We start from the raw sequence: 23531 nt of genomic DNA, 5'->3' as shown, positions 1-23531 counted from the left end.
CAGAGTATGTAGATCAGTACAGCACGGAGCAGTCGTTTAGAACGATTGAGAGCCGAGTGTCTTTTTCCTTAAAATGAACCAATCCAACGATGGCCCGCTTGCGAAACGAAAACGTAAGAAAGGCTATTGCCCAATCGATCGACAAAGAAGGTCTCGCAGACACGATCTTAAATGACGGTTCGTTCCCTGCAAACGGACTTTTCCCGAGAACTTCGTAACAAGCCCGGAATCAGATGAAGGCTTTAGAGAAGCAAACGGTGATCTGCTGCCAACAGACAAAGAAGCAGCACAGGAAGCATGGGCTGCTGCACTGGAAGAATTGGGCACGGACACGGTAGAAATTGAAATGCTTGGCGATGACACAGACAAAGCACAAAATATCAACGCCTATTTTAAAGATCAGTTGGAAAGCAATTTGGAAGGACTTACGCTAAACGTTAAATCGGTACCTTTCAAAGAGCGTCTACGCTTGAGTGACGAAATGGATTATGAGCTTTCTGTATCCGGATGGTCTCCTGACTTTGTTGATGCCAACTCATTCATGAACATGTTTGTTACAGATGGTGGATACAACCAGATGGGTTATTCCAATGAAGAGTATGATGCACTTATCGAAGAAGCTGCCGGTGACTCAGCAGATGATCCACAGGCAAGATGGGATGCATTCCTGGAAGCTGAAAAAATTCTTGTAGAAGAAGATGCAGCGATTGCTCCTTTATACCAGAGATCAACAGCATATCTATGGAACCCGGCTCTACAGGGTGTTTACTATAACGCTGCGGGCCACGATTTTGAATACAAATGGGCGTATGTAGATGAGGAAGCTGCTGAATAAAATAATAATTTAGCAAGGAAAAGAGAGTATATCCGATTTTATGGATTTGTACTCTCTTTTCCGTTGTTATTATCTAATAAACATATAGGTGGGGAAAACATTGGCAAGATATATCTTACAAAGAATAATATATATGGCGATTACGCTCTTTATTATTGCCACTATTTCTTTTTTCTTAATGAAATTTCTGCCTGGAACGCCTTTGAGTGCTCAGGAAAGATTATCAGAAGTACAGCAGCAGATTATTTTAGAAAAGTATGGATTAAATGATCCCGTACCTATTCAATACCTGAACTATATTTGGAATTTAATGCAGGGAGACCTGGGGATTTCTTTTCAGTATGACAACCGGAGCGTGGCCAGTATTTTGGAAACAAGAATCGGCCCTTCGTTTCAGCTTGGTATTCAATCGTTAATTGTTGGAAGCATTTTAGGAACGCTTCTGGGAATTGTTTCTGCAATTTATCATAACGGCTTTATGGATAGAATTTCTACATTTATCGCAGTCATTGGTACCTCTATTCCATCCTTTATATTTGCCGGATTACTGCAGTATTTTGTAGGGGTAAAGCTCGGCTGGCTCCCGGTGGCCACATGGGGCGGTTTTGAATATTCGATTCTTCCTACTATTGCTTTAATGATCTTCCCTATGGCCACATGCGCCAGATTTATGCGCACAGAGATGCTTGAAGTCATGGGGCAGGATTATATTACAACAGCGCGTGCGAAGGGCGCGAACCAGACTTCTGTTGTATTCAAGCACGGCATCAGAAATGCACTTATTCCTTTAGTTACCATTTTAGGTCCATTAGCAGTCGGCCTGCTTACCGGTACATTAGTTATCGAGCAGATCTTTGCGGTGCCGGGTATTGGAGAACAGTTCGTTTCTTCTGTTATGACGAATGATTTCCCGGTAATTATGGGAACAACATTGTTTTTTGCTTTTTTCTTTGTGCTGGTCGTTTTAATTATCGACATTTTATATGGAATTATTGATCCAAGGATTAGAATTTCCGGAGGAGACCGTTAGTATGGAAAAACATAAACAAGAACCTTCAGCAGATTGGTTTGAGCGTGTAGAACGAGACGAAGAAAAAGCGCAGGAGATAAGCAGGCCGAGCCGGACATTTTTTCAGGATGCTGTACGTGTCCTATTTAAAAACGTACCGGCAATGATAGCTCTTATTTCCCTGATTCTTATAATACTAATGGGATTTTTCGGTTCGAGCTTCAGCTCTTACGGTCCAAACGAACAGGCGCTGGAAAGATCTAATTTAACTCCTAAAATTCCAGTACTTGAGAACATTTCCTGGTTAAATGTAAACGGAATGGAAAGCTCTGTGTACGAACATGTTACAGCAGAACAGGCACAGGCAAATGCCGAAGTGCGGTTTGGCGACGACAGCGAGTTTGTTACCTATACGGTCTTAAGTGAAGGCGACGGAAGCCCGAGCTCCGGCCAGGTAAGAGCGGACTATGACCGGTACGCAGCTGCAGGTATGGAAGACGAGTACTTTTACTTCGGCACAGATAGATTAGGAAGGGATTTATGGACAAGAGCCTGGGAAGGAACTAAAGTTTCCCTTTATATCGCTTTTCTGGCAGCAGCTATAGATCTTGTGGTCGGCGTAGCCTATGGAGGAATTTCCGGCTATTACGGCGGCAGAGTGGATAACTACATGATGAGATTCCTGGAGATTTTAATGGGAATTCCCAATCTTGTGGTCGTTATATTAATGATTATTATATTAGAACCCGGAATTATTTCGATTGCGATTGCCCTCGCTATAACAGGCTGGACCGGTATGGCCAGAGTTATACGCGGCGAAGTCCTGAAGCTGAAAGGCCAGGAATATGTTATGGCGGCTAAAACCATCGGGGTGCCGGATAGAAAAATTATTGCAAAGCATCTTATTCCAAATGTCATGGGGTTAATCATTATTAATACGATGTTTACGATTCCAAGTGCGATATTCTTCGAGGCCTTTTTAAGCTTTATTGGACTCGGTCTGCAGGCGCCGGAGGCTTCTCTTGGTACGCTTGTAAACGATGGATTTAAAGCACTGACTACGACTCCGCATGTCCTTGTTTTTCCAGCCGTTATAATCTCTATCATTATGATTTCTTTTAATGTGCTGGCAGACGGCCTTAGAGATTCCTTTGATCCAAAAATGAGAGACAGATAAAAGGAGAGGGGGAAACATATTAAAGATGGAAAAAATATTAGAAGTAAAAAATCTTAGTGTCTCTTTTAACACGCATGATGGCGAAGTGCAGGCGGTACGTGACATCTCCTTTGACCTGCATAAAGGAGAAACCCTGGCTATAGTTGGAGAGTCCGGTTCAGGAAAGTCGGTCACTACGAAAGCATTGATGAAGCTTCTTCCAGAACCACAGGGTTTTATTAAAAATGGAGAAATTATGTTTGAAAATGAGGATATTGTAAAGAAAAAACGAAAAACAGATGCAGAAAGTGCGCGGCAAAGACCTTGCGATGATTTTCCAGGATCCTATGACGTCATTAAACCCTACTATGAAAGTAGGCACCCAGGTAATGGAAGGCCTTATCAGACACAGAAATATGAATAAACAGCAGGCGAGAGAAAAAGCGATCGAAATACTCAAGCTGGTAAAAATACCAGAGCCGGAAATCAGAATGAAGCAGTATCCCCACCAGTTTTCCGGAGGCATGAGGCAGCGTGTAATGATTGCGATAGCTCTTGCCTGCGATCCTAAAATATTAATTGCGGACGAACCGACTACAGCCCTGGATGTAACCATTCAGGCACAGATATTGGATATTATGAAAGACATCCAGGCTGAAACCAATACTTCCATTATTTTTATTACGCATGATTTAGGGGTTGTTGCTAATATTGCAGACCGGGTGGCAGTAATGTATGCCGGCAAAATTATTGAAATTGGTACAGTGGATGAACTTTTTTATAATCCAAAGCATCCTTATACGTGGGGACTTCTCGGCTCGATGCCTACCCTGGACAGTTCGGAAGAAGAGCTGTTTGCGATTCCGGGAACACCGCCGGACCTTCTTTATCCTCCTAAAGGAGATGCGTTCGCTCCCAGAAATGAATTTGCATTAAAAATAGATTATGAAGAGCAGCCTCCTATGTTCAAAGTATCGGATACCCACTATGCGGCGACTTGGTTAATGGATCCAAAAGCTCCCGCCATTTCTCCGCCTCCTTCTGTTCAAAAAAGAATGCAGGCTGATAAAGCGAAGAAAGGTGTATTAAAATGATAGAAGACCAGCGAGAAAAACTAGTGGAAGTAAAAAATTTAAAGCAGCATTTTAAAACAGGGCGGAAAACCATTGTGAAAGCAATTGACGGGCTGACCTTTGAAATATATAAAGGTGAAACATTCGGCCTTGTAGGAGAATCCGGCTGCGGCAAATCAACAACGGGACGCTCCATCATCAGGTTATACGACGCCACAGATGGCGAAGTGCTCTTTAAAGGGAAAAACGTACAAGGCAAGAAAAATAAAAAGATCTAAAAGATTTTAACAGGCAGATGCAGATGATTTTTCAGGATCCTTATTCTTCTCTGAATCCAAGAATGAAAGTATTGGATATTGTTGCAGAAGGACTGGATGTCCACGGTCTGGTGAATTCGAAAGAAGAACGAAAGAACAGAGTATATGAGCTGCTGGAAACAGTGGGGCTGAACAAACAGCATGCCAGCAGATACCCTCATGAATTCAGCGGGGGACAGAGGCAGAGACTGGGTATTGCAAGAGCTTTAGCGGTAGATCCTGAATTTATTATAGCGGATGAACCTATTTCGGCTTTGGATGTGTCGATACAAGCGCAGGTAGTGAACCTTCTCAAAAAGCTGCAAAAAGAAAAAAATCTCACGTATTTGTTTATTGCCCACGATCTGTCGATGGTGAAGTATATAAGCGACCGGATCGGCGTCATGTATTTTGGCAATCTGGTGGAACTGGCGGATAGCGAAGAGTTATATAAGAATCCACTCCATCCCTACACGAAATCGCTATTGTCAGCTATTCCGCTGCCGGATCCGGATCATGAAAGAACACGAAAAAGAATTCAATATGATCCTGAAGCCTATGGCAGTAATGAAAAAAGAAGCTTTCAGGAAGTGAAACCGGGGCACTGGGTATTGTGCAACGAAGAAGAGTTAGCCGAATATCAAGGAGCGGCATTAACGTAAATTAGAAGGAAGAGCAAAATTAAATTGCTCTTTCTTTTTATTTTCTATTGCACCGGTATTTTGTATATGCTATTATATTCCTTGTCAGCCAAAAAGTTTTTAACCATTCGGGGGAGTACCCAAGTCTGGCTGAAGGGAGCGGTCTTGAAAACCGCCAGGGGCTTCATCGCCCGCGGGGGTTCGAATCCCTCCTCCTCCGCCATTATTTCAAATGACAAAGCTGTCCTTTTAAAGGGCAGCTTTTTTTGTTTTTTATTAGACGATGCACGAAAAACGCAAATTGGGTATGATAGAAGCAAAGGGGAAATAAAGGGGACGGAAATGGCTCACACAGACGCGTATTGGATGAAAGAAGCATTGAAGCTGGCAGAAAAAGCACGGGTTATGGGAGAAGTGCCTATAGGAGCAGTGATTATAAAAGAAGAGTCCATTGTCGGGTATGGATACAATCAGCGGGAAACAAAACAGCAGGCAGGCTCTCATGCCGAAATGACGGCTATTGAACAGGCATGCCGGACACTGGGGAACTGGCGTCTGGAGAACTGCACGTTATACGTTACGTTGGAACCCTGTCCTATGTGCGCAGGGGCAATTGTTCAATCCCGTATCGTCCGGGTGGTTTACGGAGCGGCAGATGAGAAAGCCGGATGCGCGGGGACGCTGATGAATCTGCTGAACGAACCGCGTTTTAACCATCAGGCCGTTGTAGAAAGCGGTGTAATGGAAAAAGAGTGCGGCGCAGCTCTGTCCTCTTTTTTTCTGGAACTGCGTCAAAAGAAAAAAGCAGAGCGCTTAAAAAGAAGAGAGCAGCAGAAGTTGGATTCAACGATTCATCATGATATAGTAAACGAACACGATGAATAAAAACAGGGGGATAATCCATGGCACCTAATCAATTTTCAGCGGAAACGGCCCAAATGCTGGCTAAAAAACTTAATATGCCTTTAGAGCATATTATGCATACGCCGCCGCATATTATTATGGCAAAGATTGCCGAATTGGAAAAAAAAGAACAGACAAACACAGATGAAAATCCGCCAGAAGAATAAAGCCGAACCTATTGCGTTCCGATGAAAAACTATATATACTAAAAGTTGCGCTAATAAAGCGCCTGAATATGTTATCCAATTTGCCGTGCTAAGTGGGGAGGTAGCGGTGCCCTGTACTCGCAATCCGCTATAGCGAGGCTGAATCCCTTCTCGAGGCTATGCTTTTGTGCAGCCTGCCCTATGTAAGTGGTGTTGACAACCGGGTTCTGCGCAATGGAAACCCGTGAATCCTGTCAGGTCCGGAAGGAAGCAGCAGTAAGCGGACTCTTCTATGTGCCGCAGAGCTGCCCGGTTCGAGCTAACTGCATAGGTAACGTGCATGAAAGCATTGTCGACAGAAGGTGCACGGCTTTATACATATGATAAAAAGAACGACTCTGTTGAGAGTGGTTCTTTTTTCTTCATCTTTGAATAGAAGAAAGCGATTAATTATAATGAAGAAAAACGGATATCATCTTTTGAAAAGTGTTTATAGAATCGGTATAATTAAAATAGAAGAAATACGATAAAGGAGGCAGAGGGTTGGGCTATCAGGCATTGTACAGGGTATGGAGGCCGAGGCAGTTAAAAGACATGGCGGGCCAGGAACATATTACGAAAACGCTGCAAAATGCGCTGGAACAGGAAAAATTTTCACACGCTTACTTATTCAGCGGTCCGCGGGGAACCGGAAAAACAAGCGCCGCCAAGATCATCGCTAAAGCGATCAACTGTGAGCATGCCCCTGTTCGAGAGCCCTGCAATGAATGCCGGGCCTGCCGCGGTATTTCAGATGGTTCCGTAGTGGATGTGATTGAAATTGATGCTGCATCCAATAATGGAGTAGATGAAATTCGTTATATTCGGGAAAATGTCATGTCCGCCCCCCGGGATATTTCATACAAAGTGTATATTATAGATGAAGTTCATATGCTTTCCACCGGCGCTTTTAATGCGCTTCTGAAAACATTGGAGGAACCTCCGAAGCATGCGGTGTTTATTCTGGCTACTACAGAGCCGCATAAAATTCCTTTAACGATTGTATCGAGATGTCAGCGTTTTGATTTTAAACGGATAACGACTAAAGCTTTGACAGATCGAATGAATTATATTATTTCCCAGCAGGAATGGACGGCGGAAGAAGAAGCCGTTCAGCTGATCGCCCGGGCAGCGGAAGGTGGAATGAGAGATGCGCTGAGCCTTCTGGATCAGGCTTCTTCTTTTGCCGAAGATACGATTACACCGGATGATGTACTGGCGATTACGGGAGCCGTTTCCCAGCGTTTTCTGGCGGAAACGATACGTTCCATTTTAGCAGGGGATACTTCTGCTGCAGTAAGAGCCGCAGACAGGCTGATTCAGGATGGAAAAGATCCTGTTCGATTCATGGAAGACGTTATATACTATTTAAGAGACATGCTGGTTGCCAAAACGGCACCTAATGTCGATGAAATTCTGGACAGAGTCATGGTCGATGATGCATTTAAAGAGTTGACCGGCCAGGCGGAGCTTTCCTGGATATACAAAGTACTAAATGAGTTGAACACCCATTTTCAGCAGATGAAATGGTCCAGTCATCCGAAGATTTTTCTGGAAATGGCACTTATTCAAACGGCCCATGTTTCTCCCGGCAGGACGGAGCCTGAACAAGGCCGGGAGGCAGCCTCTGTTTCTTCTGATACCTATGAGCGGCTGGAGAAAAAAGTAGAGCAGCTTGAACAAAAACTAAACAAGGTAAAAGAAGCGCCAGCCTCGGAGAAAACGGAAGAAACTTCATCTTCCCAGGCTCCGAAACGAAAAGCAGCGCCGAGAACCGGCGGAAGCCAGGCACTCGGCAACGATGGCAAAGTCCGTGAAACTATTCAAGGCGCCAGCCGGGAAAAGCTTCAGGAGCTGACGGGCCAGTGGGCGGCTGTTATGCAGAAAGTTAAGCAGACGAGCGTGCCGGGACATGCATGGATAAGCGATGCCAAGCCGGTAGCGACCAATGGAGAAAAACTGATCCTGGCTTTTCAAAACGAAATGCACCGCAGTATGGTTGATACTAAATTCCGGGACGCGATAGAGTCTTCTATTCAAGGAGTAACAGGCCAATCCCTGGAGGCAGTGACACTGTTGAATCAGCAGTGGGAAAAAGTAAAACAGGAATATAAGAACCGGCAGCCTGCTTCCGAAGAAAAGGAAAGTGAACCGGAAAAGGATCCTTTCGTGGATGAAGCAATTAAGCTGGTTGGAGAAGACCTTTTAGAAATAAAAGACTAATATACTATTGGAGGAATAAATAATGAAAAACAATATGGGAAATATGATGAAGCAGATGCAGAAAATGCAGAAGCAGATGGCTCAGGCCCAGGAAGAATTAAAAGATAAGACTGTTGAAGCCACGGCAGGCGGCGGAGCTATTAAAGTTACTGCTTCTGGAGACAAGCGTATAGTTGATATCGAAATTGATCAGGACGTTGTAGATCCTGAAGATGTTGAAATGCTGCAGGATCTTGTTCTTGCCGCGACAAACGAAGCTCTCAAAAAAGCAGATGAAATGATCGAACAGGACATGGGCAAGTTTACAAAAGGAATGAATATGCCTGGAATGTTCTAAAAGGAGGAAAAGGTGCAGTATCCACAGCCAATTTCTAAATTAATTGAAGGCTTTATGAAACTCCCGGGCATCGGACCGAAAACCGCAGGCCGTTTAGCTTTCTTTGTATTGGATATGAAAGAAGACGACGTGCTGGATTTTGCGAAAGCTCTGGTTCATGCCAAACGTGATTTAACTTACTGTTCCAACTGCCACTTTATAACCGATACAGACCCGTGCCGGATCTGCGAAGATAAACAGCGGGATCAATCTATTATATGCGTAGTGCAGGATTCCAAGGACGTTATTGCCATGGAAAAAATGCGCGAGTACAGCGGCCAGTATCATGTCCTTCACGGCGCTATCTCTCCAATGGATGGCATCGGCCCGGAAGACATTAAAGTACCCGAACTGATTAAAAGACTTCAGAATGATGAAGTAAAAGAAGTCATTATTGCAACAAACCCCACTATTGAAGGGGAAGCTACAGCAATGTATATTTCCCGGCTTGTTAAGCCTTCTGGTATGAGGGTAACAAGAATTGCACACGGGCTCCCTGTTGGAGGAGACTTGGAATATGCAGATGAAGTGACGCTTTCTAAAGCAATAGAAGGCCGCCGGGAGCTGTAAAGCAGTGGCGGAGAGCCCCTCAATGAGCATTGTTCAATAAGGGAGGACGTTTCTTTGTTCAAAAAAGATAGAATCTATCATGCCGGTCAACAACGTCTCACCGAAAAAACGGAAGAATTGAAGCATGAATTTGAATCTTTTCAACTAATTATAGAAAAAAGTCTTGATCCCTCTGCGGAAACGATTGCTTACTTGAAGATAAAAAAAGCAAAGTACATGTTCCTTTTAAAGGAAATGCGTTATCAGCAGACGCTTCAAAAGAATAAATAGTACAGCCGGCTGCTTTTGCCCGGCTGTTTTTTTGTGAATATAAAACTAAGCCGAACCGGGGCAAAAACATTGCTCTTCTATAGAAAGAAAAGGTACAGTACAAGAACATACTTTACCCCTGACAGAGAAGAGGTATTAAATGGATACGCTGACACATGCTCTTTTTGGAATGGCAACTTACGGTGCGATAGATAAAGAAGGCCTCGAAAAACCGGTTAAACGCTCTGTGCTTTTTGCAAGCCTGGCTGCCAGCCAGGCCCCCGATGCGGATGTCTTCACAGGATTTACCGAGACGGGACAGATTATGGGTCTGCTTTGGCACCGCGGGCTGACACATTCTTTTTTCATGGCTCCTGTATGGGCACTGGTGATTTTTGCCGCAGCTTTTGTAATTTGGAGACAAAAGCATTGGCTGATTTTCTTTGCTGCATTTATTAATGTAGTCATTCATAATACGCTTGACGGCTTAAACGCATGGGGAACTGGGTGGTTCGAACCATTAAGCTCCACAAGAGTAGCCCTCGGGTTTCTTCCTATTGTTGATGTGGTTATTTGGAGTTTGTTTGCCGGTGCATTTATTGTTAAGTGGAAATATAAAAGTATTCCTGCTCCCCGGGTCTGGAAAATCGTTCTGCTGGTGGCTGCCCTCCACATTTCTATACAGGCTCTTCAAGGAACCTTTATTATTAACCAGGTAGAAGATGATTTTGATCAGGTGGAGCTTTCCGCCGGTTTTGTACCAGGCTCATTTAATGTTATCGGTAAAAAAGATGAAGTAGTCACAATAAAAAATCACAATGCGTTTGGAAGGGAATCGTTGACGGAGACGCTTTACTCCCAGGAGGAAGTGGATCTGGACCCTCTGCTTAATAAAAACAAGCGCGCAGAATTGCTGATTGAATGGGCGCCCTTTGTAGTGGTGACAAAAGATGATACACAGCTGGGTGTGTATGATCCCCGTTTTTACTTTGATGGAGAGAAACTGCTTTTTGAATCAATACCTGTTGAATAAAGGCGGACATAACAGTCCGCTTTTAGTTTAAAATGTAAGATACTATAGAAGGAAAAATTTTTTTATAAGTAATGCATTTTTTTTATTGTTATTTTATAATAGAGATGGTATAGTTGAAAACGTTGCTGAGAAAACATCTCAAAAACGTTCATTATTTTATCACAATTATGTATTGCGTTTTTTAAACGAAAATGATATAATTTATGAAGTCGTTAAGAGACGACATCAAAAATAAGTGTCCTTTATAAGTGTCCTTTGAAAATGGAATGAAAACAACGCGCGAACAACAAGTCGCGGCAGGCAAGGCCTGCTGCGCAACGTAAGACCAGCAAGAACTAAGCATCAACTTTCATGGAGAGTTTGATCTTGGCTCAGGACGAACGCTGGCGGCGTGCCTAATACATGCAAGTCGAGCGCATGCACCCGGCGGACCTCTTCGGAGGGAAACCGGGGAATTGAGCGGCGGACGGGTGAGTAACACGTGGGCAACCTGCCCTCTAGACGGGGATAACTCCGGGAAACCGGAGCTAATACCCGATAATCAAGCAGATCACCTGATCTGCTTGTAAAAGCATGGCCTTCGGGCCATGCACTGGAGGATGGGCCCGCGGCGTATTAGCTAGTTGGAGAGGTAAGGGCTCCCCAAGGCGACGATACGTAGCCGACCTGAGAGGGTGATCGGCCACACTGGGACTGAGACACGGCCCAGACTCCTACGGGAGGCAGCAGTAGGGAATCATCCGCAATGGACGAAAGTCTGACGGTGCAACGCCGCGTGAGTGATGAAGGTTTTCGGATCGTAAAGCTCTGTTGTGAGGGAAGAACAAGGGCGGTTCTAACAGGGCCGCCCCCTGACGGTACCTCACCAGAAAGCCCCGGCTAACTACGTGCCAGCAGCCGCGGTAATACGTAGGGGGCAAGCGTTGTCCGGAATTATTGGGCGTAAAGCGCGCGCAGGCGGTTCCTTAAGTCTGATGTGAAAGCCCACGGCTCAACCGTGGAGGGTCATTGGAAACTGGGGAACTGGAATGCAGAAGAGGAGAGTGGAATTCCACGTGTAGCGGTGAAATGCGTAGATATGTGGAGGAACACCAGTGGCGAAGGCGGCTCTCTGGTCTGTTATTGACGCTGAGGCGCGAAAGCGTGGGGAGCAAACAGGATTAGATACCCTGGTAGTCCACGCCGTAAACGATGAGTGCTAGGTGTTAGGGGTTTCGATGCCCTTAGTGCCGAAGCTAACGCATTAAGCACTCCGCCTGGGGAGTACGGCCGCAAGGCTGAAACTCAAAAGAATTGACGGGGGCCCGCACAAGCGGTGGAGCATGTGGTTTAATTCGACGCAACGCGAAGAACCTTACCAGGTCTTGACATCTTTTGCTACTTCTGGAGACAGAAGGTTCCCCTTCGGGGGACAAAATGACAGGTGGTGCATGGTTGTCGTCAGCTCGTGTCGTGAGATGTTGGGTTAAGTCCCGCAACGAGCGCAACCCTTAATCTTAGTTGCCAGCATTTAGTTGGGCACTCTAAGGTGACTGCCGGTGACAAACCGGAGGAAGGTGGGGACGACGTCAAATCATCATGCCCCTTATGACCTGGGCTACACACGTGCTACAATGGATGGTACAGAGGGATGCGAAACCGCGAGGTGGAGCCAATCTCGCAAAGCCATTCTCAGTTCGGATTGCAGGCTGCAACTCGCCTGCATGAAGCCGGAATCGCTAGTAATCGTGGATCAGCATGCCACGGTGAATACGTTCCCGGGCCTTGTACACACCGCCCGTCACACCACGAGAGTTTGCAACACCCGAAGTCGGTGAGGTAACCCTTTGGGAGCCAGCCGCCGAAGGTGGGGCAGATGATTGGGGTGAAGTCGTAACAAGGTATCCCTACCGGAAGGTGGGGATGGATCACCTCCTTTCTACGGAGCATTGATTCGTGGATCGACCCCCGGACCACCGGTCCGGGGTGCGCGCAGTTGTTTTCATTCCATTTTGAGAGGATACCCTCTCGCAAGACGATCCCTGGTTCTTTGAAAACTGGATAGCGACAACGAAACAAAAAAGACCAAGCAAGCCCTGCGTAAGCAGGCGCCAGCTGTTTTTTTACGGAAAAACGGTTAAGTAAGAAAGGGCGCACGGTGGATGCCTTGGCACTAGGAGCCGATGAAGGACGCGACGAACGGCGATACGCCCCGCGGAGCTGTAAGTGAGCTGTGAGGCGGGGATGTCCGAATGGGGGAACCCACTATCGTTAATCCGATAGTATTTCTACCTGAACACATAGGGTAGATAAAGGCAGACCTGGGGAACTGAAACATCTTAGTACCCAGAGGAAGAGAAAGCAAATGCGATTTCCTGAGTAGCGGCGAGCGAAACGGAATCAGCCCAAACCAGGATGCTTGCATCCTGGGGTTGTAGGACACTCCATCGGAGTTATCAAGATCAGCGATAGGCGAAGCGGCCTGGAAAGGCCCGCAGGATACGGTAACAGCCCGGTAGCCGAAATCGCTGATCCTCCGGAGTGGATCCTGAGTACGGCGGGACACGAGAAATCCCGTCGGAATCCGGGAGGACCATCTCCCAAGGCTAAATACTCCCTAGTGACCGATAGTGAACCAGTACCGTGAGGGAAAGGTGAAAAGCACCCCGGAAGGGGAGTGAAACAGATCCTGAAACCGTGTGCCTACAAGTAGTCGAAGCCCGTTTATGGGTGACGGCGTGCCTTTTGTAGAATGAACCGGCGAGTTACGATCGTATGCCAGGTTAAGCCGAAGAGGCGGAGCCGCAGCGAAAGCGAGTCTTCAACGGCGTATTAGTATGCGGTCGTAGACCCGAAACCGGGTGATCTACCCATGTCCAGGGTGAAGGTAGGGTAACACCTACTGGAGGCCCGAACCCACGCAAGTTGAAAATTGCGGGGATGAGGTGTGGGTAGCGGTGAAATGCCAATCGAACTCGGAGATAGCTGGTTCTCCCCGAAATAGCTTTAGGGCTAGCCTCGGATTAGAGTCCTGGAGGTAGAGCACTGATTGGACGAGGGGCCCTTCCCGGGTTACCGAATTCAGTCAAACTCCGAATGCCAGAGACTTGTTGTCCGGGAGTCAGACTGCGAGTGCTAAGATCCGTAGTCGAGAGGGAAACAGCCCAGACCACCAGCTAAGGTCCCTAAATCCGCATTAAGTGGAAAAGGATGTGGAGTTGCTTAGACAACTAGGATGTTGGCTTAGAAGCAGCCACCATTGAAAGAGTGCGTAATAGCTCACTAGTCGAGTGACTCTGCGCCGAAAATGTACCGGGGCTAAATGCGGTACCGAAGCTGTGGAGGATCCCCCTTGGGGGATCGTGGTAGGGGAGCGTTCCAGGGGCCGTAAAGCCAGACCGTGAGGACTGGTGGAGCGCCTGGAAGTGAGAATGCCGGTATGAGTAACGAAAAGAAGGGTGAGAATCCCTTCCGTCGAAAACCCAAGGTTTCCTGAGGAAGGTTCGTCCGCTCAGGGTTAGTCGGGTCCTAAGCCGAGGCCGAAAGGCGTAGGCGATGGAAAACAGGTTTAAATTCCTGTACCACCTCCTTTCCATTTGAGCAATGGGGGGACGCAGGAAGGTAGGGCAAGCGTGCTGCTGGATATGCACGTCCAAGCCGTTAGGCCGAAGAGCAGGCAAATCCGCTCTTCATCAAGGCTGAGCGGCGATGGCGAGGGAAATTAAGTACCGAAGTTCCGATCCTACACTGCCAAGAAAAGCCTCTAGCGAGGAAAAAGGTGCCCGTACCGCAAACCGACACAGGTGGGTGGGATGAGAATTCTAAGACGCGCGGGAGAACTCTCGTTAAGGAACTCGGCAAAATGACCCCGTAACTTCGGGAGAAGGGGTGCTCTTTCGGGTGAATAGCCCAGGAGAGCCGCAGTGAAAAGGCCCAAGCGACTGTTTATCAAAAACACAGGTCTCTGCGAAGCCGCAAGGCGAAGTATAGGGGCTGACACCTGCCCGGTGCTGGAAGGTTAAGAGGAGAGGTTATCCCCTTCGGGGAGAAGCTTTGAATTGAAGCCCCAGTAAACGGCGGCCGTAACTATAACGGTCCTAAGGTAGCGAAATTCCTTGTCGGGTAAGTTCCGACCCGCACGAAAGGTGCAACGACTTGGGCACTGTCTCAACGAGAGACCCGGTGAAATTATATTACCTGTGAAGATGCAGGTTACCCGCGACAGGACGGAAAGACCCCATGGAGCTTTACTGTAGCTTGATATTGGATGGTTGTACTGCTTGTACAGGATAGGTAGGAGCCTTGGAAACCGGACCGCTAGGTTCGGTGGAGGCGTCGGTGGGATACTACCCTGGCTGTACGACTATTCTAACCTCGGTCCGTGATCCGGATCAGGGACAGTGTCAGGTGGGCAGTTTGACTGGGGCGGTCGCCTCCTAAACAGTAACGGAGGCGCCCAAAGGTTCCCTCAGAATGGTTGGAAATCATTCGCAGAGTGCAAAGGCAAAAGGGAGCTTGACTGCGAGACCTACAAGTCGAGCAGAGACGAAAGTCGGGCTTAGTGATCCGGCGGTCCCGTATGGAAGGGCCGTCGCTCAACGGATAAAAGCTACCCTGGGGATAACAGGCTTATCTCCCCCAAGAGTCCACATCGACGGGGAGGTTTGGCACCTCGATGTCGGCTCATCGCATCCTGGGGCTGAAGTAGGTCCCAAGGGTTGGGCTGTTCGCCCATTAAAGCGGTACGCGAGCTGGGTTCAGAACGTCGTGAGACAGTTCGGTCCCTATCCGTCGCGGGCGTTGGAAATTTGAGAGGAGCTGTCCTTAGTACGAGAGGACCGGGATGGACACACCGCTGGTGTACCAGTTGTTCCGCCAGGAGCATCGCTGGGTAGCTACGTGTGGACGGGATAAGTGCTGAAAGCATCTAAGCATGAAGCCCCCCTCGAGATGAGATTTCCCATCACGCAAGTGAGTAAGATCCCTTGGAGATGACAAGGTAGATAGGTCTGAGGTGGACGTGCGGCGACGCATGCAGCTGACAGATACTAATCGATCGAGGACTTATCCAAAACTTTTTCCATTCGGATGTCGCTATCCAGTTTTGAAGGAACCACCGGTTCCCGATGTTGTCCGGTGACAACGGCCAAGAGGTCCCACCCGTTCCCATGCCGAACACGGAAGTTAAGCTCTTGTGCGCCGATGATAATTGGGGGGCGACCCCCTGTGAAAGTAGGACGTTGCCGGGCTACTGCAAGCACTTTTCCCTTTAAGGGAAGGGTGCTTTTTCTATATTTTTTTGTTTCACGTGAAACATTCTCAAAGGAAAAGAGGAAATCTATTATGGTCCCGAATACGCCTTTATTAGATGCTCTGCTTGCCCATCATCAAAAAGAACCCGTTTCTTTTCACGTACCGGGCCATAAGAATGGCCGTATTATTCCTTATGCTAAAGAAACAATATTTACTTCAATCCTTCACTATGACTTTACGGAACTTCCGGGTCTTGATGATCTGCATGCACCGGAGGGTGTGATTCAGGAAGCGCAGAACCTGGCTTCTTCCTTTTATCAATCCGGCCATACCTTTTTTTTAACAGGCGGATCCACCTCGGGCAATCAGGCAATGATATTTGGCGCATTTGAAAAAGGTGCTGCCGTTTTTGTACAGCGGGATGCGCACGTGTCAGTAATAAATGGTATCCGACTGGCCGGATTGAAGCCTATTTTTTTAATGCCTGCTGTTGAAAAAACAACAGGACTTTCATTAGGTCTGGAAATTCAAACAGTAAAGCGGGCTTATCACCTTTATCCGGAAGCAAAAGGAATTATTTTAACATCACCTTCCTATTTTGGCGTTTCTTCTTCTTTGCGTGAGCTTATTTCTTTCGTTCATGATAAGGGAGGACTTGTATTAGTCGATGAAGCACATGGTGCCCATTTTGCGGTGAACGAATACTTTCCGATATCCAGTCTCGCTGAGGGAGCAGACGCTGTTGTACATTCTGCCCATAAGACGCTTCCTGCAATGACGATGGGTGCTTATCTACACATAGGCTCCTACAGTCGTATATCCTTTGAGGCAGTACAGGCTGCCTGTGCGGTGTTTCAATCAAGCAGCCCCTCTTATCCTATTATGGCTTCTTTGGATGCAGCCAGGCAGTATGCTGTTGACCAGCAGCAGGTTTCTACGGAACAGTGGAAGCAGTATTTTACCCAGGTTGAAGAGGACATACAGAATATTGGCTTTGAATTGTATACTCCCCCTTTGCCTTATCATAAAGACCCATTAAAGTGTATTATTAAAACACCGGCAGGCTATACCGGCTGGGAGCTTGCTTCTTTATTGGAAGAGGAAGGACTATACCCTGAACTTGCTACTATGAAAACGGTTCTGCTTATTCTTCCGCTCGAACGGACGAATTGGCCGGACGAATGGAAGAACAGAGCTTCAAAAGTTCTGAAGAGGTTACAGCAGAAAAGCCCGGCCAAGCAGCGTTCTTCTACTGCTCTTTTATCACCGTTTTTAGAGAAATCTATCACTGAAGGTAAGGTTCTTCCGGCTGTTTTTCGTGGGAAGCGACAGAACAAGATACTGGCAGAAGCAGAATCCTGTATGGCGGCATCTGATATTATTCCTTATCCACCGGGAGTTCCTCTATTTTTTAAAGGAGAGGTACTGGAAGGCAGACGGTGGGATTTTCTAAACGAATGGATTCTTCAGGGGGACGGGTGCAGGGGGTATACCAGCATCAGGGCTTCTGGAAGGTTAAAACAATTATGGAGGATACATATGACCTATAAAGGCCGGTTTATCACGTTAGAGGGCGGAGAAGGCTCCGGAAAGACAACAGCCATGCATGAACTGGAACAATTTTTAAAACAGGCAGGAAAAGATGTGGTTGTGACAAGAGAACCAGGCGGGATCGCTATCGCTGAAAAAATCAGGTCTGTCATTTTAGATCCGGGGCATCAGGAGATGGATGCCAGAACAGAAGCTCTTTTGTATGCTGCTGCGAGAAGGCAGCATCTGGTGGAAAAGGTTCTTCCTGCGCTGGAGCAGGGGAGTATTGTTTTATGTGATCGTTTTGTAGACAGCAGCCTGGCTTATCAAGGGGCTGCTCGTGGACTGGGTATAGATGCTGTTTATCGTATCAATGCTTTTGCCATTGAGGACTGTATGCCGGACTTAACCCTGTTTTTCGATATATCACCGGAGAACGGCATGGCCCGCATCCTGCAGAACCAGGATAGAGAGTTCAATCGCCTTGATGGAGAAGCGATGTCGTTTCACCATTCTGTGTATCATGCCTACCATCAGCTGATGGAACGATTTCCGGACCGTATAATGCGGGTTAATGCCGATCAGCCCAGAGAAGAGGTTATAGAAGAGGCTGTACAGATTATTCAGACCAGACTGTTTGATCAAGCGTAACAGCCCCGGATTTCCTGCTTGCGATTTTTGGGATTTCCAGTAATATTAAAGAAAACATACTTATATTATCCTATAGAAAGAGGGGGATCAGCGTGAAGTTAATCGTGGCTGTAGTTCAGGATAAAGACAGCAATAGACTTTCCAACGCCTTGGTAGAACGCGATTTTCAGGCGACAAAACTTGCCAGCACCGGTGGATTTTTAAAAGCAGGCAGTACGACATTCCTCATAGGCATAAAAGATGAAGAGACAGATGCTGTCCTTGAAATAATAAAAAATCACTGCAAATCACGGGATCAGCTTGTAGCACCCGTTTCTCCAATGGGAGGCAATGCCGATTCCTATGTGCCCTATCCAGTAGAAGTGCAGGTGGGCGGCGCTACGGTATTTATTATGGATGTAGAACGATTTGAGAAGTTTTAAGGCAGGCGTTTATTAATGAAATGGACGGAAATGGAAGTTGAGCAGCCCACAGTAATGACCATGCTGCGGCAGGCTGTCAAAAAAGACAGGCTGTCGCATGCTTATATTTTTGAAGGCATGCACGGAAGTAGAAAAGAAGAGGCGGCCCTTCTGATGGCACAGAGTATTTTTTGTGCCAGGCAGACTGAAGGCCGGCCCTGTGAATCCTGTGTCGAGTGTAAGCGGATTGCGCATGGAAACCACCCAGACGTTATGTTTTTGCATCCGGATGGAGACTCTATTAAAAAAGCCCAGGTGGAAGCTCTTCAAAAAGAGTTTACGTATAAGGGAATGGAAGCAGGAACAAAAGTTTACCTTGTTCACCAGGCTGATACAATGACTGCCAGTGCCGGTAACAGCCTTCTTAAATTTTTAGAAGAACCTGCCAGTCCGACGATGGCGGTTTTGTTAACAGAAAATGCCCATTTCCTGCTTCCGACCATCCAATCAAGAGCACAGCGGATCAGCTTTGCTCCGCCGCTTCTTTCTACAAGAACCGCTTATTTTCAAGAGCAGGGAATGAGTCCGGCCAGTGCCGGCCTGCTGGCACGGCTTCCTGATGAAACCCTTACCAATTACGAGGAAGAGAGCAAAGAGTGGATTGTACAGGGACGGGCTCTAGTGATACAATTAATAAGCGAGGTCCAGCAAAGACCTCAGCAGGCATTACTAACATTACAGGAAAAGTGGCTCGTTCATTTTAAAGATAGAAAAGAGCTGGACATTGGCCTGGATCTTCTGCTTTTTTGGTACCGTGATCTACTCTCTGTTCAGAAAGCAGGCGGAGAATTTGCTTATCCCGATCAAATGCAAAAGCTTGAATCACAAGCCCTTTCTATAACAGAACAAGAGATTGCTGCATCGATGCAGTTTATCCTGGACGCAAAACGACGTCTTCGTGCTAATGTAAATAACCAGCTTCTGATGGAGCAGTTAGTGCTTCATTTACAGGAGGGATCATAGCCTTGCATGACGTAGTAGGAGTCAGGTTTAAGAAAGCAGGCAAGATATATTACTTTTCCCCAGGTGAGTTAACGATTCCCGCTGAGGAATGGATTGTTGTAGAAACCGCCCGGGGTGTGGAATATGGGAAAGTAGTCATTGGCAATAAACAGGTTAATGAAGACGATGTCGTACTGCCTTTGAAAAAGGTGCTGCGTATCGCAGACAGCAAAGACAAAAAAGCCATGGAAGAAAATAAAACATTGTCGGAGAAGGCATTCGCAACCTGTGCGGCAAAAATTGCTGAACACAGCTTAGATATGAAGCTCGTCAATGTAGAATATACTTTCGACCGCAATAAAGTGCTTTTTTACTTTACAGCGGACGGCCGCATCGATTTTAGAAATTTAGTAAAGGATTTAGCTTCAGTGTTCCGGACCCGCATTGAACTTCGGCAGATTGGTGTACGAGATGAAGCCAAAATGCTTGGAGGTATTGGTCCCTGCGGCCGAGTGCTCTGCTGTTCCACTTTTCTCGGCGATTTTGAACCGGTCTCCATTAAAATGGCCAAAGACCAGAACCTTTCATTAAACCCGGCCAAGATTTCCGGACTGTGCGGACGCTTAATGTGCTGTCTTAAATATGAGAACGATCATTATGAGCAGGCGAAAAAAGATCTGCCTGACATTGGGCAGAAAATTGAAACACCGGAAGGCCGTGGAAAAGTAGCCGGAATTAACATACTAGAGCGGCTGGTGCAGGTTCATATTACAGAACATGAAAATGCGCTGGAATACAGCCTGGATGAATTAATGGAGCAGGGATTCATTACTCGCTGACAGCATACGGACAATTGGGGTGGGGAGGAACGTGGAGAAACGAGAAATATTTTCGCAGGTCATTCATATGGAAGAACGAATTGGCGCTTTACATGATGAGCTGGGGGAATTAAAAGAACAGCTGGCTATGCTGATTGAGGAAAATCAAGCCCTTTCCCTGGAAAATCAGCATCTGCGTAAACGTTTGGACGTAAAAGAAGAAGCCAGACTGGAAATGGAAAAGCTTCAGGTAAACAAAAAACCGAAGCGTACAAGTGTAGGCGAGGGATACGATAACCTGGCCCGCCTTTATCACGAAGGTTTTCATATCTGCAACATGCATTATGGAAGCCTTCGTACAGATGGCGATTGTTTATTCTGCTTATCCTTTCTCCAGCAAAAATAAAGAACAGGCTGTCTAAAAGTGATTTTTCACTCTTTGGGCAGTCTTTTTGTGTAAATAGATGACAGCCGGCAGTTTATTGGAATAAGGGAGTGGCCGCACGTGACAGACCAGAACGAACGAATTGATTACATAACAAAAAACCTGCAGATTATTCAAAGTGAGGACGTGTTTTCGTTTTCCATGGACGCTGTACTGCTGGCGAGGTTTGCCTGGGTGCCTATCACGCAGGGCAGTATTGTTGACTTGTGCAGCGGCAATGGAGTGATTCCTCTTGTATTATCAACAAGAAGCCGGGTGCCTATTACAGGGATAGAAATCCAGCCTCGTTTAAAAGATATGGCTGATCGGAGTATACACCTCAATCATCTCTCCGCCCAAATTCAGTGCATCGAAGCAGATGTACGGGAAACAACTGTCCCGCCGGCCCAGGCTGATCTGGTAACCTGCAACCCGCCGTACTTTGCTGCAGTCGCAGAAACGGAGTACCATAACAATCCTCATTTTGACGCCGCCCGCCATGAACGAAACGGCACTCTGCAGGATATCGTGAAGGCTGCTTCCCGTATGGTCAAGCAGAAGGGAAAAGTAGCAATGGTCCTTCGTCCGGAGCGCTTTTTGGAATTAGTGCATCTCTATCAACAGTATGGTATTGAACCAAAACGGGCGAAATGGATTCATCCGCTGGCGGACCGCCCGGCAAATATTCTGCTGCTCGAAGGAATAAAAGCAGGCCGGCCGGGTTTGACAATAGAACCCCCTTTGATTGTTTACGATGATCAGAGACAATATACAAAGGAGTTTCAGAAATATTATGAAGGAAGCGATTAAGCAGCATTATATATATATTCTTCGCTGCGCCGACCATACCTTGTATACCGGGTATACCGACAATGTAGAAAAAAGAATAGCGGCCCACGCAGCGGGAAAGGGTGCGAAGTATACGAGAGGACGAGGCCCTCTTGTTTTAATGCATCAGGAAGCATATTCAACCAAGCGGGAAGCACTGCAGAGAGAACGGGAAATTAAATCCTGGAACCGGGAGAAAAAAGAAATGTTGATTCAAAACAACAGAGGAGGTAGGCATGAAACAACAACATAGTTTTGCACAGGAAGGCGGAAGCCTGTATTTGGTTGCCACCCCGATAGGGAATTTAGAAGATATGACGTGGCGGGCCGTCCGGATTCTAAAGGAGGCGGATGTTATCTTTGCGGAGGATACGAGACAAACCAAAAAGCTCTGCTCGCATTTCGATATCCACACTCCTATGAACAGCTACCATGAGCATAACAAGCAGTACAAGGGAGAAGCCATTCTGCAGGCGCTTCATGAACAAAAAGTGGTAGCTTTAGTAAGTGATGCAGGTATGCCGCTTGTTTCCGATCCGGGTCTGGAAATTGTAAAGCAGTGTGTGGACCTCGATATACCTGTCATTCCCCTTCCCGGAGCGAATGCGGTTCTGCCTGCGCTGGCCGCGTCCGGACTGGCAGCCCAGGGATTTTACTTTTACGGATTTCTACCCAGAAAAAAGAAAGACCGTCTCGACGAACTGGCCCGGCTTTCTGAAGTTGGTGCGCCGCTGATTTTTTACGAAGCTCCCCATCGTTTGAAAGACATGCTTAAAGACATGAGCAGCGTGTGGGGAGACCGCCAGGCTTCTCTTGGAAGAGAGCTGACCAAACGCTTTGAAGAATTTACACGCGGGCGTATATCGGAACTGGCTGATTACGCTGCTTCCCACCATATAAAAGGAGAATGTTCACTCGTAGTGGAAGCGGGAAGCGGAGATCTTATGAAAAAAAACGACTGGTGGGAAGAATACAGCCTGCAAAGCCATGTGCATTATTATATAAAAGAAGGAATGACATCAAAAGAAGCGATTAAACAGGCCGCTGTGGACCGGGATATTCCCAAACGTGAAGTATATGCGGCCTATCACGAAATTCAGGGAGAATAAATAATCATTTCTTTCAAAAAAAGCGGCATCCTTTTGGATGCCGCTGCTTTATTTGGCTTTTTAGGCGTTCGTCTTGTGCTTGCTTGTATAGCTTTGAAGATCTTTCATAATTTCCTCTGCGCCTTCCGGGGAGAGAATAATTTTACCGCCGGCAAGAGAAACGTTATCATCCGATACTTCACCGGTAACTTGACAGGTCATGTTCGGCTTGTATTTTTTCAAAATAATGCGGTCATGATCCACATAGATTTCCAACGCATCTTTTTCTGCAATTTCCAGTGTGCGGCGAAGTTCTATAGGAATAACCACCCGTCCTAATTCGTCTACCTTACGTACAATACCTGTTGATTTCATAATGTTCGTCCTCCTAGGATTGAAATCTTTTTATGTCATCTTTCGACATTTTTCTCTATTTGTAACCTAAGAATACCAATGTTTAGAAACCAAGTCAAATATTTTTTACTTTGTATTATTGTAATATATAGAAATTTTTTCATATTAGTAAAATACTATTGTATCAGTGTTTAAATCAGTATTTAGAAAGTATATTTAGTTTTCTCCCCTGGTGTAATTTCCATTTACATATCCAATATAAGGATAAAAAAGAAATGATTTTATTTAAAATTGTCGAAAAAAGTCGAATGTAATCGCAGCGACCAAGATATTGACAGTGAAGGCGTTCCCCGATATATTTATTGTTGATATCCAATACAATATGAATACTGTTTTCCTGTGAAAGGATAAGTACAAAAGGACGCTGTAACAGAGAGCCGGGGGATGCTGAAAACCGGTGCAGCTGGAATTTTCGAAAATGGTCCGGGAGGAGTTTTCTCTTGAGTTTATATAAAACAAAAGAGAAACGTATGTCTGCGTTAAAGATGAGCGCTGTTTTCTGTTGAAGCAGTCCGCAGAAGCGCACCGAGCCCAGGCAGACTGCCGGGGAAATTTGGGTGGTACCGCGTGAGTAAAACTCTCGTCCCTTTGCAG

At 46.4% G+C, this 23531-nt stretch carries 18 protein-coding genes, 1 tRNA gene, 3 rRNA genes, 1 other RNA gene, 3 pseudogenes and 1 other annotated feature; of the genes and pseudogenes, 25 read left to right on the top strand and 1 reads right to left on the bottom strand.

Features of this window, described 5'->3' with window-relative positions:
• Positions 1–244: 244 nt before the first annotated feature.
• The 25 genes and pseudogenes from MMY81_RS26630 to rsmI all read left to right on the top strand — a co-directional run.
• Positions 245–835 (top strand): annotated as a pseudogene (locus MMY81_RS26630) (ABC transporter substrate-binding protein); the annotation flags it as partial.
• Positions 836–935: 100 nt separating this feature from the next.
• Positions 936–1865, top strand: coding sequence for an oligopeptide ABC transporter permease (gene opp3b / locus MMY81_RS26625; protein WP_120194472.1), 930 nt, complete (start codon positions 936–938; stop codon positions 1863–1865).
• A gap of 1 nt (position 1866) precedes the next feature.
• Complete coding sequence (gene opp3C / locus MMY81_RS26620) at positions 1867–3021, top strand: oligopeptide ABC transporter permease (protein WP_120194471.1); 1155 nt, start codon at positions 1867–1869, stop codon at positions 3019–3021.
• Positions 3022–3046: 25 nt separating this feature from the next.
• Positions 3047–4094: pseudogene (locus MMY81_RS26615) on the top strand (ABC transporter ATP-binding protein).
• Positions 4091–5031, top strand: a pseudogene (locus MMY81_RS26610) (ABC transporter ATP-binding protein). Before MMY81_RS26615 ends, MMY81_RS26610 begins: the two co-directional pseudogenes overlap by 4 nt.
• Positions 5032–5140: 109 nt before the next feature.
• Positions 5141–5233 (top strand) — tRNA-Ser (locus tag MMY81_RS26605).
• A 119-nt stretch (positions 5234–5352) separates the two neighbouring features.
• Positions 5353–5895 carry a tRNA adenosine(34) deaminase TadA gene (gene tadA, locus MMY81_RS26600; RefSeq protein WP_252315160.1) on the top strand — a complete coding sequence of 181 codons (543 nt, stop codon included), beginning with the start codon at positions 5353–5355 and terminating at the stop codon, positions 5893–5895.
• Positions 5896–5912: 17 nt separating this feature from the next.
• Positions 5913–6080, top strand: a complete 168-nt coding sequence (locus MMY81_RS26595) for a YycC family protein (protein ID WP_252315159.1) — start codon at positions 5913–5915, stop codon at positions 6078–6080.
• 83 nt (positions 6081–6163) lie between these two features.
• Positions 6164–6429: signal recognition particle sRNA large type (ffs, locus tag MMY81_RS26590), an RNA gene on the top strand.
• Positions 6430–6602: 173 nt separating this feature from the next.
• Positions 6603–8321, top strand: a complete 1719-nt coding sequence (gene dnaX / locus MMY81_RS26585) for a DNA polymerase III subunit gamma/tau (RefSeq protein WP_252315158.1) — start codon at positions 6603–6605, stop codon at positions 8319–8321.
• A 22-nt stretch (positions 8322–8343) separates the two neighbouring features.
• Positions 8344–8658, top strand: a complete 315-nt coding sequence (locus MMY81_RS26580; protein ID WP_120194465.1) for a YbaB/EbfC family nucleoid-associated protein — start codon at positions 8344–8346, stop codon at positions 8656–8658.
• Between the two features lie 12 nt (positions 8659–8670).
• A complete protein-coding gene (gene recR / locus MMY81_RS26575) occupies positions 8671–9267 on the top strand; it encodes a recombination mediator RecR (RefSeq protein WP_120194464.1) in 597 nt (198 codons plus the stop codon).
• A 54-nt stretch (positions 9268–9321) separates the two neighbouring features.
• Entirely contained in the window at positions 9322–9537 is a 216-nt protein-coding gene (locus tag MMY81_RS26570) for a DUF2508 family protein (RefSeq protein WP_252315157.1), read from the top strand.
• 139 nt (positions 9538–9676) lie between these two features.
• The gene (locus tag MMY81_RS26565; RefSeq protein ID WP_252315156.1) at positions 9677–10549 is read left to right on the top strand and encodes a metal-dependent hydrolase; all 873 of its coding nucleotides are present in this window, start codon (positions 9677–9679) and stop codon (positions 10547–10549) included.
• Between the two features lie 348 nt (positions 10550–10897).
• Positions 10898–12467, top strand: a 16S ribosomal RNA gene (locus MMY81_RS26560).
• Between the two features lie 196 nt (positions 12468–12663).
• Positions 12664–15600: ribosomal RNA gene (locus MMY81_RS26555) — 23S ribosomal RNA — on the top strand.
• A gap of 60 nt (positions 15601–15660) precedes the next feature.
• A 5S ribosomal RNA gene (gene rrf / locus MMY81_RS26550) occupies positions 15661–15777 on the top strand.
• The 16S, 23S and 5S rRNA genes sit together here, the layout of an rRNA operon.
• Positions 15778–15871: 94 nt before the next feature.
• Entirely contained in the window at positions 15872–17962 is a 2091-nt protein-coding gene (tmk, locus tag MMY81_RS26545; protein WP_252315155.1) for a dTMP kinase, read from the top strand.
• Positions 17963–18054: 92 nt separating this feature from the next.
• Entirely contained in the window at positions 18055–18384 is a 330-nt protein-coding gene (locus tag MMY81_RS26540) for a cyclic-di-AMP receptor (RefSeq protein ID WP_120191270.1), read from the top strand.
• A gap of 15 nt (positions 18385–18399) precedes the next feature.
• Positions 18400–19386 carry a DNA polymerase III subunit delta' gene (gene holB / locus MMY81_RS26535; protein ID WP_252315154.1) on the top strand — a complete coding sequence of 329 codons (987 nt, stop codon included), beginning with the start codon at positions 18400–18402 and terminating at the stop codon, positions 19384–19386.
• Between the two features lie 2 nt (positions 19387–19388).
• A complete protein-coding gene (locus tag MMY81_RS26530; protein ID WP_252315153.1) occupies positions 19389–20204 on the top strand; it encodes a PSP1 domain-containing protein in 816 nt (271 codons plus the stop codon).
• Between the two features lie 31 nt (positions 20205–20235).
• Complete coding sequence (gene yabA / locus MMY81_RS26525) at positions 20236–20589, top strand: DNA replication initiation control protein YabA (RefSeq protein WP_120191267.1); 354 nt, start codon at positions 20236–20238, stop codon at positions 20587–20589.
• A gap of 99 nt (positions 20590–20688) precedes the next feature.
• Entirely contained in the window at positions 20689–21417 is a 729-nt protein-coding gene (locus MMY81_RS26520) for a tRNA1(Val) (adenine(37)-N6)-methyltransferase (protein ID WP_252315152.1), read from the top strand.
• Positions 21401–21688 carry a GIY-YIG nuclease family protein gene (locus MMY81_RS26515; RefSeq protein WP_253076122.1) on the top strand — a complete coding sequence of 96 codons (288 nt, stop codon included), beginning with the start codon at positions 21401–21403 and terminating at the stop codon, positions 21686–21688. The genes MMY81_RS26520 and MMY81_RS26515 overlap by 17 nt, the downstream gene beginning before the upstream one ends.
• Positions 21672–22544, top strand: a complete 873-nt coding sequence (gene rsmI, locus MMY81_RS26510; RefSeq protein ID WP_252315151.1) for a 16S rRNA (cytidine(1402)-2'-O)-methyltransferase — start codon at positions 21672–21674, stop codon at positions 22542–22544. The genes MMY81_RS26515 and rsmI overlap by 17 nt, the downstream gene beginning before the upstream one ends.
• Positions 22545–22604: 60 nt before the next feature.
• Here rsmI and MMY81_RS26505 read toward each other — a convergent pair whose 3' ends face one another.
• Complete coding sequence (locus tag MMY81_RS26505; RefSeq protein ID WP_120191265.1) at positions 22605–22898, bottom strand: transition state genes transcriptional regulator AbrB; 294 nt, start codon at positions 22896–22898, stop codon at positions 22605–22607.
• A 369-nt stretch (positions 22899–23267) separates the two neighbouring features.
• Positions 23268–23528 (top strand) — a binding site (T-box leader).
• Positions 23529–23531 lie beyond the last annotated feature (3 nt).

The organism is Sinobaca sp. H24 (assembly GCF_023845525.1).
This window is presented reverse-complemented; position numbering and strand designations above follow the sequence as displayed.

Coding starts and splice junctions, on each gene's coding strand:
- opp3C (WP_120194471.1), top strand. CDS start 1,867: ATGGAAAAACATAAACAAGAACCTTCAGCAGATTGGTTTGAGCGTGTA.
- tadA (WP_252315160.1), top strand. CDS start 5,353: ATGGCTCACACAGACGCGTATTGGATGAAAGAAGCATTGAAGCTGGCA.
- MMY81_RS26595 (WP_252315159.1), top strand. CDS start 5,913: ATGGCACCTAATCAATTTTCAGCGGAAACGGCCCAAATGCTGGCTAAA.
- MMY81_RS26580 (WP_120194465.1), top strand. CDS start 8,344: ATGAAAAACAATATGGGAAATATGATGAAGCAGATGCAGAAAATGCAG.
- MMY81_RS26565 (WP_252315156.1), top strand. CDS start 9,677: ATGGATACGCTGACACATGCTCTTTTTGGAATGGCAACTTACGGTGCG.
- tmk (WP_252315155.1), top strand. CDS start 15,872: ATGGTCCCGAATACGCCTTTATTAGATGCTCTGCTTGCCCATCATCAA.
- holB (WP_252315154.1), top strand. CDS start 18,400: ATGAAATGGACGGAAATGGAAGTTGAGCAGCCCACAGTAATGACCATG.
- MMY81_RS26515 (WP_253076122.1), top strand. CDS start 21,401: ATGAAGGAAGCGATTAAGCAGCATTATATATATATTCTTCGCTGCGCC.
- rsmI (WP_252315151.1), top strand. CDS start 21,672: ATGAAACAACAACATAGTTTTGCACAGGAAGGCGGAAGCCTGTATTTG.
- MMY81_RS26505 (WP_120191265.1), bottom strand. CDS start 22,898: ATGAAATCAACAGGTATTGTACGTAAGGTAGACGAATTAGGACGGGTG.